Origin of the sequence: Amycolatopsis sp. NPDC049868, assembly GCF_044461365.1 — a bacterium.
In the GTDB taxonomy this organism is placed as follows: domain Bacteria; phylum Actinomycetota; class Actinomycetes; order Mycobacteriales; family Pseudonocardiaceae; genus Amycolatopsis.
On record NZ_JBITKV010000009.1, the window covers coordinates 139,938 to 155,316 of the forward strand.

At 68.4% G+C, this 15,379-nt stretch carries 14 protein-coding genes; 5 read left to right on the forward strand and 9 right to left on the reverse strand.

Annotated features, from left to right (window positions below; all coding sequences use genetic code 11):
* Window positions 1-79: 79 nt before the first annotated feature.
* The 4 genes from ACIBTM_RS31550 (at window position 80) to ACIBTM_RS31565 (ending at window position 5,432) form a co-directional block, all read left to right on the forward strand.
* Window positions 80-643: a DinB family protein gene (locus tag ACIBTM_RS31550; protein ID WP_350585257.1), complete on the forward strand. Its 564-nt coding sequence runs from the start codon at window positions 80-82 to the stop codon at window positions 641-643.
* Window positions 644-833: 190 nt separating this feature from the next.
* Complete coding sequence (locus ACIBTM_RS31555) at window positions 834-2,870, forward strand: acyltransferase family protein (protein WP_395880799.1); 2,037 nt, start codon at window positions 834-836, stop codon at window positions 2,868-2,870.
* Between the two features lie 118 nt (window positions 2,871-2,988).
* Entirely contained in the window at window positions 2,989-3,744 is a 756-nt protein-coding gene (locus tag ACIBTM_RS31560) for a carbon-nitrogen hydrolase family protein (RefSeq protein WP_395880800.1), read from the forward strand.
* Window positions 3,741-5,432 carry an NAD(P)/FAD-dependent oxidoreductase gene (locus ACIBTM_RS31565; protein WP_073844227.1) on the forward strand — a complete coding sequence of 564 codons (1,692 nt, stop codon included), beginning with the start codon at window positions 3,741-3,743 and terminating at the stop codon, window positions 5,430-5,432. The genes ACIBTM_RS31560 and ACIBTM_RS31565 overlap by 4 nt, the downstream gene beginning before the upstream one ends.
* Here ACIBTM_RS31565 and ACIBTM_RS31570 read toward each other — a convergent pair.
* From ACIBTM_RS31570 to ACIBTM_RS31585, 4 genes are all read right to left on the reverse strand, one after another.
* Window positions 5,396-5,896 carry a VanZ family protein gene (locus ACIBTM_RS31570; RefSeq protein WP_395880801.1) on the reverse strand — a complete coding sequence of 167 codons (501 nt, stop codon included), beginning with the start codon at window positions 5,894-5,896 and terminating at the stop codon, window positions 5,396-5,398. The genes ACIBTM_RS31565 and ACIBTM_RS31570 overlap by 37 nt on opposite strands.
* Window positions 5,897-5,908: 12 nt before the next feature.
* Window positions 5,909-6,457, reverse strand: a complete 549-nt coding sequence (locus ACIBTM_RS31575) for a cysteine hydrolase family protein (RefSeq protein WP_395880802.1) — start codon at window positions 6,455-6,457, stop codon at window positions 5,909-5,911.
* A gap of 9 nt (window positions 6,458-6,466) precedes the next feature.
* Complete coding sequence (locus ACIBTM_RS31580) at window positions 6,467-7,456, reverse strand: TolB family protein (protein WP_395880803.1); 990 nt, start codon at window positions 7,454-7,456, stop codon at window positions 6,467-6,469.
* 91 nt (window positions 7,457-7,547) lie between these two features.
* The gene (locus tag ACIBTM_RS31585; protein WP_395880804.1) at window positions 7,548-8,411 is read right to left on the reverse strand and encodes an alkaline phosphatase family protein; all 864 of its coding nucleotides are present in this window, start codon (window positions 8,409-8,411) and stop codon (window positions 7,548-7,550) included.
* 345 nt (window positions 8,412-8,756) lie between these two features.
* On the opposite strand from ACIBTM_RS31585, the gene ACIBTM_RS31590 reads away from it, so the two are divergent.
* Window positions 8,757-9,392: a MerR family transcriptional regulator gene (locus ACIBTM_RS31590; protein WP_395880805.1), complete on the forward strand. Its 636-nt coding sequence runs from the start codon at window positions 8,757-8,759 to the stop codon at window positions 9,390-9,392.
* Here ACIBTM_RS31590 and ACIBTM_RS31595 read toward each other — a convergent pair.
* From ACIBTM_RS31595 to ACIBTM_RS31615, 5 genes are all read right to left on the reverse strand, one after another.
* Window positions 9,349-10,092, reverse strand: coding sequence for a hypothetical protein (locus ACIBTM_RS31595; RefSeq protein WP_395880806.1), 744 nt, complete (start codon window positions 10,090-10,092; stop codon window positions 9,349-9,351). The two genes, ACIBTM_RS31590 and ACIBTM_RS31595, sit on opposite strands and share 44 nt — an antisense overlap.
* 142 nt (window positions 10,093-10,234) lie before the next feature.
* The gene (locus ACIBTM_RS31600) at window positions 10,235-11,782 is read right to left on the reverse strand and encodes a purple acid phosphatase family protein (protein WP_395880807.1); all 1,548 of its coding nucleotides are present in this window, start codon (window positions 11,780-11,782) and stop codon (window positions 10,235-10,237) included.
* A 306-nt stretch (window positions 11,783-12,088) separates the two neighbouring features.
* On the reverse strand, window positions 12,089-12,358 hold the full coding sequence (locus tag ACIBTM_RS31605; RefSeq protein ID WP_395880808.1) for a hypothetical protein: 270 nt from the start codon (window positions 12,356-12,358) through the stop codon (window positions 12,089-12,091).
* 159 nt (window positions 12,359-12,517) lie between these two features.
* Window positions 12,518-14,470, reverse strand: coding sequence for a glycerol kinase GlpK (glpK, locus tag ACIBTM_RS31610; RefSeq protein WP_395880809.1), 1,953 nt, complete (start codon window positions 14,468-14,470; stop codon window positions 12,518-12,520).
* Window positions 14,471-14,483: 13 nt separating this feature from the next.
* Window positions 14,484-15,251 (reverse strand): IclR family transcriptional regulator, encoded by a 768-nt coding sequence (locus ACIBTM_RS31615; RefSeq protein ID WP_016335197.1) that lies wholly within the window; start codon window positions 15,249-15,251, stop codon window positions 14,484-14,486.
* Window positions 15,252-15,379 lie beyond the last annotated feature (128 nt).

The following is a 15,379-nucleotide window of genomic DNA, read 5'->3' on the forward strand; positions in this document are numbered from 1 at the left end:
CCTTGAGTAGCGGCCACAACCTGTCCTCTACCCCTGCGAGAGTCGTCTTGTGCCAGAAAACGACAACACGGAGGGCCCGATGACCGCCACCATCCTCGACGCCGAGCGCGCCGACCTGCTCGAAGCCCTCGACACCGTCCGCGCCACGCTGACCACCACCGTCCAGGGACTCACGGACGAGCAGCTCGACGCGCATCCGACGGTCAGCGAGCTGAGCCTCGGCGGGCTGATCAAACACGTCGCCTCGATCGAGGAGATGTGGCTGCGGTTCGTGGTCGAGGGTCCGTCCGCGATGACCTACGACCTGCCGGAAGGCGTCACCTGGGCCGATATCGGCGCCGGGACCGCCCGCGAGTTCCCGCAGTGGGCGATCGACCACCAGAACAACTTCAGGATGCTGCCCGGCGACACCCTGGCGGGGATCCTCGCGCGCTATGAGGAGGTGGCCGCGCGGACGACGGAGATCGTCTCGTCGATCCCGGACCTTTCCGCGACGCATCCGCTGCCGGAGGCGCCCTGGAACCCGCCGGGCGCGGTGCGCAGCGTGCGCCGGGTGCTGGCGCACGTCATCGCCGAGACCGCGCAGCACGCGGGGCACGCCGACATCCTGCGCGAGAGCATCGACGGCCAGAAGTCGACCTGACCCTCGTGCGATCGTGTCGCGAAAGCCACTTTCGGGACATCACACGTCTCGAAAGTGGCTTTCGCGACACACGCGTGGGTCTCGCCGAAGCCGCGCCGGCGTGGCGACCGGCGAGGGGGCATAGCTTGCTCACAGCTTCCTGCCGTAGGGTCCCCGCCCGTCGGCGGCCGGTGATCATGGTGGTGGTTGTGTGCGCGAGACGGAACGGCGGTTCCGCCCGGAAATCCAGGGACTGCGCGCGCTCGCGTGTGTGCTGGTGGTCGTCTACCACGTGTGGCTCGGCCGGATCTCCGGCGGCGTCGACGCGTTCTTCCTGATCTCCGGGTTCCTCGTCACCGGTCAGCTCTACCGCGCGGCGTCGCGCGGGAAGATCGGATACCGGCCGATGTGGGGCCGGATGATCAAGCGGCTGTTCCCGGCCGCGCTCACCGTGTTGCTGCTCGTCGTCGCGGTGAGCATGGTGCTGCTGCCGCAGAACCGCTGGTTCCAGACGATCAAGGAGGTCGTCGCCTCCGCGCTGTACCTGGAGAACTGGCAGCTGGCGGCGGATTCCGCCGACTACTTCGCGCAGCACAACTCGGCGAGCGTCGTCCAGCATTTCTGGTCGTTGTCGATCCAGGGGCAGTTCTACGTGGTCTGGCCGTTGCTGGTCGGCCTGGTGCTCCTGATCGCCAAGCGAGCGGGCCGGAACGTGCTTCCGCTGCTGTCTGCCACCCTCGGCGTGGTGTTCGCGGCGTCGCTCGCGTACTCGGTGTGGCTGACCGCGGTCGATCAGCCGCTGGCGTACTTCGATTCGCTGACGCGGGTCTGGGAGTTCGCGCTCGGTGGTCTGCTCGCCTTGCTCATCGACCGGATCCAGGTGCCCCGGCCGGCGCGTGTCGTGTTCGGCTGGGCCGGGGTCGCCGGGCTTGTTTCCTGCGGGCTGGTGCTCCAGGTCGGGACGGTCTTTCCCGGGTATCTCGCGCTGTGGCCGACGCTTTCGGCGGCGCTGGTGATCCTCGCGGGGGACACCGCGTTCAGCGGCGGAGCCGATCGTTTCCTCAGCAGCCGCCCGCTGAAGTACCTTGGCGACCTGAGTTACGCGCTCTACCTCTGGCACTGGCCGGTCCTGGTGTTCTACCTCGTCGCGCGCGACCGGGAAGAGGTCGGCTTGCGCGGCGGCGCGGTGATCATCGCGCTGGCGTTCGTCCTGGCCGTGCTGACCCACCACCTGGTCGAGAAACCGGTCCGGGTGTCCGCGATCGGGGCCGGGAACCGATGGGGTGCCTACCGGTTCGGCGCCGCGACGCTCGCGGCCGTCCTCGCCGCGACGGGCGCCTGGCAGTGGGTGAGCGTGAGCCAGGCGGAGAACTACTCGATCGCGGTCGACGACCCGGACCATCCCGGTGCGCTCGCGCATACCGAAGGGTTCGCCTACTGGGGTGCCGCCGACGCCGCGCTCGTCCCGTCGTTCGTCGCGGTGTCCGAAGACTGGGCGGGGATCGACCCCGCCCGTTGCGGAGCCTCGCCGCGTAACGCCGATCTCGAAGTCTGTACGTCGGAGACCACGGGACATCCCGCTCGCCGGATCGTCGTCACCGGCGATTCGCACGCCGGGCAGTTCCTCGGCGCCCTGTTGCCGGTCGCCGAGAAGAAGAACTGGGAGGTCACGTCGATTCTCCGCGGCGGCTGCCCGTTCTCCACCGACTCCGACGCGGTGCCGGGCGACCAGTCCTGCATCGACTGGAACACCGCCGTGGTGGACGAGATCGTCACGACCCGCCCCGACGCGGTGATGACGATCGGCACGAGGGACGTGAAGGTCGGTGTCGAAGAACGGGTTCCCGCCGGCTACATCGCGCAGTGGCGCAAGGTCGACGAGGTGGGCATCCCGGTACTGGCGGTGCGGGACAACCCGCGCTTCGGCCAGTCGCCGTCGGCGTGCGTCGAGAGCCGTGGCGCGGAGTCGCCCGAGTGCGCCACGCCGCGCTACGACCTCTATGCGGCGGAGCCGCCGTACGAGACGCTGCCGGATCTGCCGCCGAACGTGCGGTTCGTCGATTTCAGCGACTACTTCTGCACGGCCGAGGTCTGCCCGCCGGTGATCGGCAACGTGCTCGTCTACCTCGACGACAACCACGTCAGCAGTACCTATATGTCGACGTTGTCGGCCATCGCGGAGAAGGCGATCTCCGAGGCGCTCGGCTGGGCGGACGAGCATATGGAGGAACCGCCGCCGGGCGGGTGACGTGGACAACAAATCGCCGCTGAATTGCGTCAGACTGCACTGACTCGCCGGTCTGCCAATCTCCTGCGCAACGAATCGCCCTTATCGGTGCATCGAAGCGGCGGATATCGTCGTCGGCATGAGGGTCGCCGTCCATCAGGGCTCGTTCGCCGAGCTGCCGTCCGCCGTCGCGGCGTCCGGCGCCGATCTCGTGATCGCTGCCGAGATGATCACCACCGGCTACCACATCGGCGCCCGGTCGCATGAGCTCGCCGAGCCCGCCGACGGTCCGACAGCGGCCCGGATGTCAGTGCTGGCAAGGGAATCCGGCGTCGCACTGGCCTACGGATACCCCGAGTCCGACGGTGGCCGCGTGTACAACAGCGTCCAGCTGATCGGCCGCGGCGGACAGCGCCTGGCGAACTACCGCAAGACGCATCTGTTCGGCGACATCGACCGCGACTGGTTCGAACCGGGCGCCGACGCGGTGGTGCAGGCGGAGCTCGACGGTCTCCGGATCGGCCTGCTGATCTGCTACGACGTCGAGTTCCCAGAGCTGGTACGCGCGCACGCGCTGGCCGGGACCGAACTGCTCGTGGTGCCGACCGCGCTGATGAGCCCGTACGAACTGGTCGCGGAGACGCTGGTGCCCGCCCGCGCCTACGAGAGCCAGCTGTTCGTCGCGTACGCGAACCGGTGCGACACCGAACAGGAACTGACCTACTGCGGCCGCTCCCGCGTCGTCGCCCCGACCGGCGAAGTGCTCGCAGGCGCGGGTGCCGGTCCGGAGCTGATCAGCGCCGAAGTCACCCGTGACGCGCTCGTCGCGTCGCGACTGGAGAACACCCACCTGGCCGACCGGCGGCCCGATCTCTACCGAGGACTTTCCGCATGACCTCCGCCCTCCCGACCGCGATCCACCACGACGAACCGGCGGGCCGCCCGATCACCATGTTCGGCCCGGATTTCCCGTTCGCCTACGACGATTTCCTCGCCCACCCCGCTGGGCTCGGCTCCCTTCCGGCCGAGCGGCACGGCACCGAGGTGGCGGTGATCGGCGGCGGCCTCTCGGGCATCGTCACCGCGTACGAACTGATGAAACTCGGCCTGCGCCCGGTCGTGTACGAGATCGCCGAGATCGGCGGCCGCCTGCGCACGGTGAACTTCCCCGGCTGTCCGGACGACGTCGTCGCGGAGATGGGTGCGATGCGTTTCCCGCCGGCATCGACCGCGCTGTTCCACTACATCGACAAGGTCGGCCTGGAGACGACGCCGTTCCCGAACCCGCTGGCGCCGGGTACGCCGAGCACCGTCGTCGATCTCAAGGGGGAGAGCCACTACGCGCGCACGGCGGACGAACTTCCCGCCGTCTTCGGCAAGGTCGCGGCCGCGTGGGACAGCACGCTGTCCGAGCAGGCCGCGTTCACCGAGATGCAGAAGGCGATCCGCGACCGCGACGTGAAGACGATCAAGCGGCTGTGGAACGAGCTCGTCCCGAAGCTGGACAATCAGACCTTCTACGGTTTCCTCTGCGATTCGCCCGCGTTCGCCTCGTTCCGCGACCGCGAGATCTTCGGGCAGGTCGGCTTCGGCACCGGCGGCTGGGACACCGACTTCCCGAACTCCATCCTGGAGATCCTGCGGGTGGTCTACACCGGCGCCGACGACGAGCACCGCAGCATCGTCGGCGGCAGCAGGCGGCTTCCGTTGCGGCTGTGGGAACACGCACCCGAGGACATCGCGTTCTGGCCCGCCGGAACGAGTTTGAGTTCGCTGCACGGCGGGAGCCCGAACCCCGGCGTCGCCCGGCTGCACCGGACCGCGCCGAACAACATCACCGTGACCGACACCGAAGGCCGTATCCGCACCTATCCGGCGGCGGTGTTCACCGCGCAGAGCTGGATGCTGCTGTCGAAGATCGAATGCGACGAGGCGCTGTTCCCGATCGACCACTGGACGGCGATCGAGCGCACGCACTACATGGAGTCCTCGAAGGTCTTCGTCCCGGTGGACCGGCCGTTCTGGCTGGACAAGGACCCGGAGACCGGGCGCGACACGATGAGCATGACGCTGACCGACCGCATGCCGCGCGGCACGTACCTGCTCGGCGACGATCCGGACGCGCCCGCGGTGATCTGCCTGTCCTACACCTGGGCCGACGATTCGCTGAAGTGGCTGCCGCTTTCGGTGTCCGAGCGGGTCGAGGTGATGTTGCAGTCGCTGAAGGAGATCTACCCCGGCGTCGACGTCCGGCGGCATATCATCGGCGACCCGGTGACCGTGTCCTGGGAGGCCGAACCGCATTTCATGGGTGCGTTCAAGGCCAACCTGCCCGGTCACTACCGCTACCAGCACCGGCTGTTCACCCACTTCAAACAGGACCGGCTGGAGGAGCGTCACCGCGGCCTCTTCCTGGCGGGCGACGACGTCTCGTGGACGGCGGGCTGGGCCGAAGGCGCCGTTCAGACGGCGCTCAACGCGGTGTGGGGCGTGCTGCACCACTTCGGTGGCGAGACGGATCCGGCGAACCCGGGGCCCGGCGACGTCTACGACGACATCGCGCCCGTGGAGCTGCCCGACTGAACACGGCGGCTCATCAGCCACGCCATGCCCGCCGCGAGGAGGGCGCCGATGGTGTTCATCAGCCAGTCGTTGGTGTCGCACGCGCGGCCGATCGCGGGCACGAACGCCTGCAGGGCCTCGATCACCGCGGACAGCGCCGAGCCTGCCGCGAGCATCGTCACGGGGCGCCGGGACGCCAGCGCGGCGAAGTAGACCGGCGGCAGGAACAGCGCGACGTTGGCCAGGAGCTCCACCGAGCCGAGCGTGGGCAGGGAGAACTGGACCGTGCACAGGATCTCGTCGATCGTGTGCCGGGTGGGCACCAGTGTCAGCGCGAAGACCGGTACCAGCGCCACTCCCGCGAGCGCCCAGAGGACTCGTCGCCTGCCCGCGAACAGGTGGCCGAGAACGGCGCAGACGAGTGCGACCAGCAGGATCGCCACCGGCACGAGGGCGGAGTGGTCGAGCAGGAAGTTCGTGATCATGGCGGGCCGATCCTACGGTCCGGTGAACTCGACCTCCGCCGACGGCACCACGCGCAGCCGCCCGCCGGGGTGGATCGCCGTGCTCAACAGCAGATTGTGCCGGGCGACGACCTGTTCGGCGGTCAGCCCGGTGGTGGGGTCGCCGTCGGCCGACGGAGCGTGGCCGTCACCGACCAGCACGACGTCCAGGCCGTGGCTCTGCGCGGACCGGGCGGTCGCGTCGACGCAGTAGTCGGTGGCCAGCCCGGTCAGCACCACGGTGTCGACGGCCCGGTCGACGAGCAGCCCCGCCAGCCCGGTGCGGTAGAAGGAATCCGTCGCCGTCTTGTCGACCACCACGTCGACCGGTTCGAGGCCGAGCAGCGCGCTGATCCGGGTGCCCGGCGACGCGGGGTCGAAGTCGGTGCCGGGAGCGCCGATCTGCCGTAGCGCGATCACCGGAACGCCTTCCGACCTGGCCCGGCGCGCGAGCGCGGCGATCCGGGCCGCCAGTTCCTCGCCACGCCAGACCAGGGGAACGAGCATTTCCTGCATGTCGACGATCAGCAGCGCGGCCCTCATGCCGAGAGCCTAGGACAGCGCGGCGGGCGAGTCGGCCTCCGGGATGAGCAGCCGCGGCGCGCCCGAGCCGTCGGCGGACACGGCCCAGACGTCGGAATGTCCTTGGGTGCGGGGGAGGGCGTAGGCGACGGTGCGGTCGTCGAGCCACGCGGGCTGGTCGTCGACGTTCCTGGTCTCGGCCAGCGGCGTCACGGTGCCGCTCGCGAGGTCGAGCACCGACACCCGCCAGCCCTTCGCGGGATCGCCGTCGATGGCGGCCTTGTAGGCGACGCGGGTCTCGTCGGGGGAGAGGGACGGGCATTCGACGTTGTCCCGCAAGGTCTTCACGGTCCGGGCCGTCGAGTCGCCTTCGACGAGGTACCGGTGGGAACCGGTCGACATGGTGGCGTAGAACCGGCCCGGCTGCCGGGTGAACGTGACGCCCCAGAAGTTGAAGTCGGCCGCCTTGTACGGCTTGCCTTCCACGGTCACGGCGAAGTCCTCCAGCGTGCCCTCGACGCTGTCGGTGGTGAGGTCGAGGGTGCCGGCGCGGGTGGAGAACCGGCCGCCGTTGTAGGAATCGCCGGTGACGAACACCGTCCACGCCAGCCGCCGCCCGTCCGGCGAGACCCGCGCCCGGTTGGGCAGTCCGACCAGCGGGATCTCCTGCTTGACCGTGAGACGGTCGTCGAGCACGGCGAGCTGGTAGGTGGTCAGGCCGGTCTCCGGGCGCAGGCAGATCCCGGTGCCGCCCGCCGCGTAGACCCGGCTGCAGGACACGGTCGACACCGCGCGTGCGCCGCCGGGGTCGGCGGCGCTGACGCTGGACACGTGCCCACGGTCGGCGTCGGCGGTGCTGCGGAAGAGCAAACGCCCGCCTTCGAGGGTGACGGCGCCGCTGGTGCCAGCCGACGCGGTGTCCTGGTTGCGCGCGCCCGCCACCCCGACGTAGATCACGGCGGCCGCGGTCAGCGTGAGTACTCCGGTGACGGCGATCAGGACGCGGGTGCGGGTGTTCACGGTCGTGCCTTCCTGCGGTGGAGTCGAGAGAACGAAGGTGGCGGCGTGCCGCGGACGCGTCCACAGTGGACACGCCCGCGGGTTCACCCGGCTACTGCCACACGCTCGTGATCGGGGACTTGCCTGCCGCGTTGCCGATGCCCGGCAGGCCGAACGACGCTTCCATCGTGCGGAGGATCGAGTAATGGTTGATGGATTCGCTGTAGCTGCCCGGCTTCACGTGGGCGCCGACGAACGTCGTGAAGATCTGGTTCACCGACGTCCCGCTGTCCTCGTCGAAATTGACGATCAGCAGGCTGTTGTGCGTCTTGGCCCACTGCGCGTAGGCGTCGAGGTTGTTCTTCAGCCATTTGTCGCCGGTGTCGACCGAACAGTCGTGCATGTCGCTGCACAGGTCCGGGGTCACGAAAGCGACGTGGGGCAGCTTGGTGAAGTCGCTCGGGAACGACGAGAACCTTTTGTTCGCCGACGACGGGACATTGCTGAAGCTGACCCAGCTGTTGTGCTTGCGGGCGTATTTGCCCTTCGTGCAGCCGGTGTAGCCGTCGGAAGGCATGCTTTCGGCATAGCCGACGAACTTCTTGCCGATCCCCGCCAACTGGGAGGCGATGTTCTCCTTGTTCCCGAGATCCTGGCATTTGTTGCTGTCGACACCGTGCGTCGAACCCGCGAACTGGGCGATGTAGTTCGGCTGGCTCGGATGCGTCGTCCCGTACGCCTTGGTGAACTTGGCGCCCTGCGAGGCGAGTTTGTTGAAGTACGGTGCCTTGGAGCTGCCGCTGATCTCCTTGTAATCCTTGTTCTCGAACATCACGAGGACGATGTGGTCGAACGCGGGCACTTTCGCCGCGACGGGCTCTATCGCGGCGGCGGGAGTGTCCTGATGGGACACCACCAGCGCCGTGGCCAACCCGGTCGCGGCCACGGCCGCGACCGCGATCCGTTTCCAGAACATGGGAACCTCCTGGGAAAAAGGTTGAAACTTTGACGACCAACCATCGGGTTCAGCGGCGCTCCGCGGACGTCGACAGAGTTGAGACATCTGATGTCTCGGGTGCATTTAAACGGCAAAGAAGTCGCCAGCCCATCAAGATCGCCTGACTGGAGTAGCCGGGCACTGTGGAACGCCCCAAAACCGGCATTGCTTGACACGAAACCATGTAACTCGGCCGTTGACCTTGCGCTCGACGCCTGGAACCGATGAACTTATGGCAACTCGATGATTCAGCCGGTTGACGGTGATGCCGCCGTTACCCCGGCTCTGTGGTGTACTCATCCGACCATTGGTTAAACTGTCGGCGTGAAGTCCTTTTCGCCGAGGCCGGCCGGATACACGATCGAAGAACTTTCCACGATCGTCGGCATGTCGGCGCGCAATATCCGGGCCCATCAGACGCGGGGCCTGCTCGCCCCGCCGGTCCGGCACGGCAGGTCCGCCTACTACGGCCCGGCCCATCTGCGGCGCCTGCGGCGTATCACGATGCTGCAGAAACAGGGCTTCAACCTGGTGTCCATCGCCGCGATGCTCGGAACGACCACAGTGGACCGCGCCGAGCAGCTGGACGCGGCGATGGCGGATATCGCCCGCGACCAGCCCGCCGTCGCCCGGTGCCTGGAACGCCACGGTGTGCTCGGCAGGGACGGCACGGGAGCCCCTGCCGTCGTCCGCCCGTCCGTTTCGCGCGCGGTGGCGGACCTCGCCGTGGCCGGGATCCCGCCCGTCGCCGCCCTGCGGTTCCTCGGACAGTTCATGGACCGGGTCGCGCCGCTGGCCGGCGAGCAGCTGGCCACGCTGAAAGCCCAGACAGGAGGGGACTCGGCGGCTCCCCGAACCTGTTTCGCCGACCTTCTTGTAAGCGCTTTCAAGATCGCTGTGGAGAACGCGGCCGAAGTCACTTTCCCAGTCGGGGAGCCAGGGACCTGGCCATCGAGGTGACCGCGGCCGTCGCCGCGTCGAGGTCGGTGCCTTCGGCGGAACCGGACAGGATGACGACGATGTAGCGGTCGCCTTCACCGACGAGCCCCGTCGTATGCGCGTCCACCGAGCCCCGCCCGGCGGCCCAGCCCTGTTTCACGGCCCACGGCCGGTCGCCGAACGCCGAGGGGATGCCGAAGTGCTGGTCGAACCCGTCGGCGGCGGTACGGGCCGCTTCCCGGAGCGGTTTGAGTATCACGTTCCTCTTGGTCTTCGGCAGGCCGAGGATGTGGCGGTACACCGCGGCGATGTCGTCCGCTGTGGACAGTGTGTCGCCCCAGCGCCCCGCGTCGGCGGGCGGGATGGTGTTCTTCAGGCCCGCCACCGCCACCGTCCTGGTGACTATCGCGGGGCCGCCGTTCCTGGTCCAGAGCGTGTTGGCGACGGCGTCGTCGCTCTTCGCCAGCATCCGGTGGAGCTGGGCTTCGTCGGCCTTGCTCGCCTTGCGGGTGACGGCGTCCAGTGCGATGAACAGTTTCACCACCGACGCCGTACGGAATTTCTCCGAGCCGCGGTCGCCGATCACCTGCTCGCCCGACTTGCGGTCGAAGACGACGGTGGCGTCGCGTCTCTCCGGAGCGGTCTCGCCGTCCGCGACGGACTGGAAGATCACGTAGCCGAGGATCGCGGCGATCACCGGGAAGGCGATCAGGATCGTCACGCGAAGTCCTGGTCGCCGATTCGCCCCGGGCACTGCGATGGGCCTGGTTCGTTGGTCGAACATGGTGCCGATGTTCAGAGACGATCATCGTGGCCCCGTCTTGTTCTTGTCATGACTCTGTAACGAGAGGAAAAGCCGCCGGTCAGGAACGCCGCACGATGATCTGGTCGACGAGGGTGCCGTCGGCGCTGATCGCGCGAACGTCCATTTTGGGCGGTGTGGTGCCCGTGCCCGCGACGACGTCGACCGCGACCAGGCTGTAGCCGCGGAACCGGACACGGGACCACGTGACCTTCTTGGTGCGATCCTGGCCGTCCCGTTCGGAGTACTTCATCGGGACAGGGGAGTCGTTGGGTGTCTCATGGCCAAGGTACGTGTCGGGCGCGGGGAACTCGGAGACGCTCCCGCCACCGCCGCCCGCCGTGATGTAGGTGGTCCCGTCCTTGACCGGGTCGGTGGTCCCACGCGAGGGCACCTTCTTGACGGCCTTGCCCGCCCGGATGGGGTCGGTGCGTTCGTAGATGTGGTTGTGGCCGTTGAGCACCAGATCGACCTGGTACTTGTCGAACAGCGGTGCCCAATCCGTCTGCGCGCCGAGTTCGGCACCGTTGGAATGACAGGTGGAATACGTGCATTGGTGGCAGTAGACGACGATGAAGTCGATCGTGGGATCGGCGCGAAAGGCGGCGAGTGTCCTGCTGAGCCATTTGAGCTGCTTGCCCTTGGTGTAGTCCAGATTGGACGGACTGTTGTAGCAGACATCGTTGCCATCCAGGCTGATCATCCCGACGTTCTGATAACGCCATGAGTAGATGCAGGTGGAGCCGTCCCAGGCGTTGTCCGGCATGGTGAAGCGCGCCCGCACGCCGCCGTAACCGTCCTCGGAGTACCAGCCCTCGATTTCGTGGTTGCCGAGCGCCATCATCCACGGGATCCCGGCGGTGACCGGTTCGTTCTGCACGAAGAAGGAGTCCCAGAGCCGTGCGTCGTACTTGTCTTCCTCCGGGTGCCCGCCCTCGCCTTCGAGCGCGTAGCTCAGGTCGCCCATGGCGAGGTGGAAGGCCGGATCGAGGCCCGCGATCAGGCTGCTGGTCGCGACGGCGTTGTAGCCGACACCCTGGTCGCCGAAAGCGGTGAAGGAGAACGTGCCGTCGCCGCCCGGGGCGGGAGCGGTGCGGAAACTCGCCATCTCACCGAGCCGGGTGGCCGGGTCGTAGCCCTCGTGGCCGACGACGTAGTAGTACGTGGTGTTGGGCAGGAGGCGGTCGATCCGGGCGTGGAGGTAGTACTGGGTGATCGACTTCGGGCTGTTCGGCGGAACCTCCTCGACCGGATGCTGCCAGGACATCTGGCTGGTCAGCGCCCGGACCTCGGCCGGGATCGGCGGGCTGAAGTCGCCGGGCACCGTGCCGATCCGGACGAACGGCGCGGTCACCGCCGCGGGTACCTGCCAGGAGACGACGACCTGCTGGGACGGGTCGGCCCCGTAGGCGAGGTGCCGTCCGAACGGGCGCAGCGCCGAACCGGCGACCTTGTCGGCGTTGAGCAGCACCGTCGGCCCGGGGGAGGCCGCGGCCGCGCCCGGAAGCAGGACGCCGCCGGCGGCGAGTGCCGCGCCGCTCACCGCGCCCACCCGGAACAGGGTCCGCCGCGAGTACTTATTGACGAACTTGTCGTGTTTCTCGGCCAAGCTGAGCCGACGATAGGCTTCGGACCTGCTGTTTCGAGAAGTTTCGGCCATGAAATCGAAGTTAAGAAGGCTTCTTAACTAAGTCAAGAGATGTATGGCCATCCGATGACCGGCTGCACGGAACTGTGCAAGTGACTCCGGGCATAGGGGACTTTGTGCCCGAACGGCGATCACGCGTGATCAGACAGCGCACACGCGTGATTGGACAGCGATCATGCGTGATCAGGCGGCGATCATCGTGATCGCCGCTCAATCACGCGAGATCGCCGTGCAATCACGTGAGTTCCGGCTCTGATCACGCGGCGGTCAGACCAGCTCGGCCGAGACGACCGAGGAGAGTCCCCGCAGCCGGGCCAGCAGGGGTTCGACCTCGGCCGCGTCGATCAGGACGGCGCAGGTCATGGTGCTTTCCCGGACGCCGTCGCGGACGTCGACGGACAGGTCGTGGACCAGGCAGCCGAGCGCGGCGAGCAGGCCGGGGATCTGTTCGACGCCGCCGACGAAATAGGTGGCGATCCGGCGGCGGACCAGCATGGACGAGCGAGGGGCGGGAACCTGGAAAGCGGTGATCGACATCGTGGTCTCCAAAGGCGGGGAACGTACAGGCCATGGAGGGCCAGGTCCCGGGAGATGCCCCGTATCGAGGGGTCGCCGGAATGCGCGCCGGCGACCTGGTTCAGCCGGCGCGCTTGACTACGAGTCGGTTCAAGCGGCGCACGGCGACAGGCTAGCACGTCACGAGAGGCGCAGCCGGGAACCTTGCTCGCGGACGTGCGCCACGGACCCGCAGCCGAGGTCCAGTTGCCGCTGCCGCTCGGCCACGAACGCCCGGCCGAGGCCGGTGCGATCCGAAGTGGACAGTGTGCGCCGGAGTTCGTTCAGCAACCCGCGTTCCTCCGCGCGGATATGCGCGTCCACCGAATTCTCCAGTGCCACCAAGGCCTTCTCGGAGTCAGTGGACTCCAGTACGGCCAGCAGCTCGTCCGCGAGGCCGTTCTCCGTCGCATCGGGACGGACGATCCGTTCCGTCGCGATCGCATGGGCGACCAAGGACGCCGAGAGCTCCGCGATCAGCGCCTGCCGGTCGGCCTCGTCGTTGCGGAGGTCGCGGAACAGCTGTTCGATCCGGCGGTGATCGGCCAGGACGACCTCGACCAGGTCGGAACCCGGGGGAGCGGCCGTCGGGCCGGGGCGCATCCAGCCGAACGTCAGCTCCACGGCCTGGCGCCAATGCGAGTACTCACTGTCGCGGCGGGCGGGGTCCATCGTCGGCAGCCACTGCCCGGCGCGGTGCCAGTTCCGGCGCAGCCCCTCCAGGTCAGGCCAGTAACCGACCGACAATCCGGCCGCGTACGCCGCGCCAAGCGACACCGTCTCCGCGACCATCGGACGCACCACCGGCACGTCGAGGACGTCGGCGACGAACTGCATCAGCAGGTTGTCGGCGGTCATCCCGCCGTCCACCTTGAGCGTCGACAGCGCGAGCCCGGAGTCGGCGTTCATCGCGTCGACCACCTCCCGGGTCTGCCAGCCCGTCGCCTCCAGCACGGCCCTGGCCAGATGCCCCTTGGTGATGTACGACGTCAGCCCGGCGATCACGCCGCGCGCCTCGCTGTGCCAGTGCGGCGCGAACAGGCCCGAGAAGGCGGGCACGATGTAGCAGCCGCCGTTGTCCTCCACCGTCCGCGCCAGCGTCTCGATCTCGGGCGCGCTGCCGATCAGTTCGAGCCCGTCGCGGAACCACTGCACCAGCGAGCCGGTGACCGCGATCGACCCTTCGAGCGCGTACACGGCGGGTTCGTCGCCGATCTTGAAGCCGACGGTGGTCAGCATGCCGTGGGTCGAAAGCACCGGCGTCGGGCCGGTGTTGAGCAGCAGGAAGCTGCCGGTTCCGTACGTGCATTTCGCCTCGCCGGGCGCGAAGCAGGTCTGGCCGAACAGCGCCGCCTGCTGATCGCCGAGCGCCGCCGCGATCCGGATACCCGGAACGACCCGCGACGTCGTGCCGTACACCTCGGTCGACGGGCGGATCTCCGGCAGCATGGCGCGCGGGACGTCGAAGAAGTCCAGCAGTTCGTCGTCCCAGGACAGCGTGCGCAGGTTCATCAGCATGGTGCGCGAGGCGTTGGTGACGTCGGTGACGTGGACGCCGCCCTCGGGACCGCCGGTGAGGTTCCAGATCAGCCAGCTCTCCACCGTCCCGAACAGGACGTCGCCGCGTTCGGCGCGTTCCCGCAGGCCAGGGGTCCGTTCGAGCATCCACCGGATGCGCGGCGCGGAGAAGTACGTGGCCAGCGGCAGCCCGCACAGCCGCCGGACGCGGTCGGCGCCCGGCTCGCGGGCGAGGTGTTCGAGCATCGCGTCGGTGCGGGTGTCCTGCCAGACGATCGCTCGCCCGACCGGGTTGCCGGTGTGCCTGTCCCACAGCACCGTCGTCTCGCGCTGGTTCGCGATGCCGAGGCCGACCACCTGCGCGGCCTCGACGCCGGCGTCGGCCAGCGCCTGCGGCACGATCCGGCCGACGTTGCGCCAGATCTCCGTCGCGTCGTGTTCGACCCAGCCCGGCCGCGGGAAATGCTGCTGGTGTTCGCGCTGCGCGACCGACACCAGCCTGCCGCGCGCGTCGAACAGGATGCACCGCGTCGAAGTGGTGCCCTGGTCGATCGACATCACGTAGCGCTGGACCACGCGAGCACCTCCATCACCATCGGGACGCGCCGAGATCGCGGGAGACCGCCCGTGCCGCGTCGCGCACGTGGCCGAGCAGCCGCGGGATCGGGCTGCCGTCGGCTTCACAGATCCGTTCCGCCGCGCCGGAGACCCCGATCGCGCCGACCACGATGCCGCCGTGGCCGCGGATCGGCGCGGCTATCCCGGCCTCGCCGGTGATCATCTCGCCGTTCTCGCTCGCCCAGCCCGCCTCGCGCACCTTGCCGCAGGCGCGTTTGATCGCGGTCTGGGTGACCAGGGTCCGGCGGGTGTAGGCCTCCGGTCCGCCGGTGCGCAACGATGCCACGAGACCGGTGTCATAGGCCAGAAGGACTTTTCCGAGCGCCGTCGCGTGCAGCGGCAGAAGCGTGCCGACGTCGAGCGTCTGCAGGCTGTCGTCGGGCCGGAACACGTGGTGCACCACCAGGACCCGGCCCTCCAGCGGCGCGCCGATGCGGACGGCTTCACCGCTGCGCGCGGCCAGCGCGTCGGCCCAGTTGATCGCGCGGGAGCGGAGTTCGTTGACGTCGAGGTAGCTCGTGCCCAGGTGGAGCAGCGCCGCGCCCAGTTGGTATTTCCCGGTGTCACGGTCTTGTTCGACAAAGCCGACCCCCTGCAGGGTGCGGAGGATCCCGTGCGCCGTTCCCTTGGCGAGTTCGAGGGAATCGGCGATCTCGCCGACCCCGAGACGGCCTGAACCGCGCGCCAGCAGCCGCAGGATCGCGGCGGCGCGCTCGATGGACTGGATCGGACCGGGCACGGCTCAACCGTAGCCCGACCGGCCCTGATTCGACAATGTCGAACATCGTCTTCGGACGTTCGACAATGCCGACCGGTGTCCGTTGACCCCGCGTTTCCGCGAACTTAACTTCGGCCTCAACAGGGCAA

What these genes read in the sequence shown, in the direction of transcription:
- ACIBTM_RS31565 (WP_073844227.1), top strand. Translation starts at nt 3,741, where the DNA reads ATGACCTCCGCCCTCCCGACCGCGATCCACCACGACGAACCGGCGGGC.
- ACIBTM_RS31570 (WP_395880801.1), bottom strand. Translation starts at nt 5,896, where the DNA reads ATGATCACGAACTTCCTGCTCGACCACTCCGCCCTCGTGCCGGTGGCG.
- ACIBTM_RS31575 (WP_395880802.1), bottom strand. Translation starts at nt 6,457, where the DNA reads ATGAGGGCCGCGCTGCTGATCGTCGACATGCAGGAAATGCTCGTTCCC.
- ACIBTM_RS31550 (WP_350585257.1), top strand. Translation starts at nt 80, where the DNA reads ATGACCGCCACCATCCTCGACGCCGAGCGCGCCGACCTGCTCGAAGCC.
- ACIBTM_RS31585 (WP_395880804.1), bottom strand. Translation starts at nt 8,411, where the DNA reads ATGTTCTGGAAACGGATCGCGGTCGCGGCCGTGGCCGCGACCGGGTTG.
- ACIBTM_RS31605 (WP_395880808.1), bottom strand. Translation starts at nt 12,358, where the DNA reads ATGTCGATCACCGCTTTCCAGGTTCCCGCCCCTCGCTCGTCCATGCTG.
- ACIBTM_RS31560 (WP_395880800.1), top strand. Translation starts at nt 2,989, where the DNA reads ATGAGGGTCGCCGTCCATCAGGGCTCGTTCGCCGAGCTGCCGTCCGCC.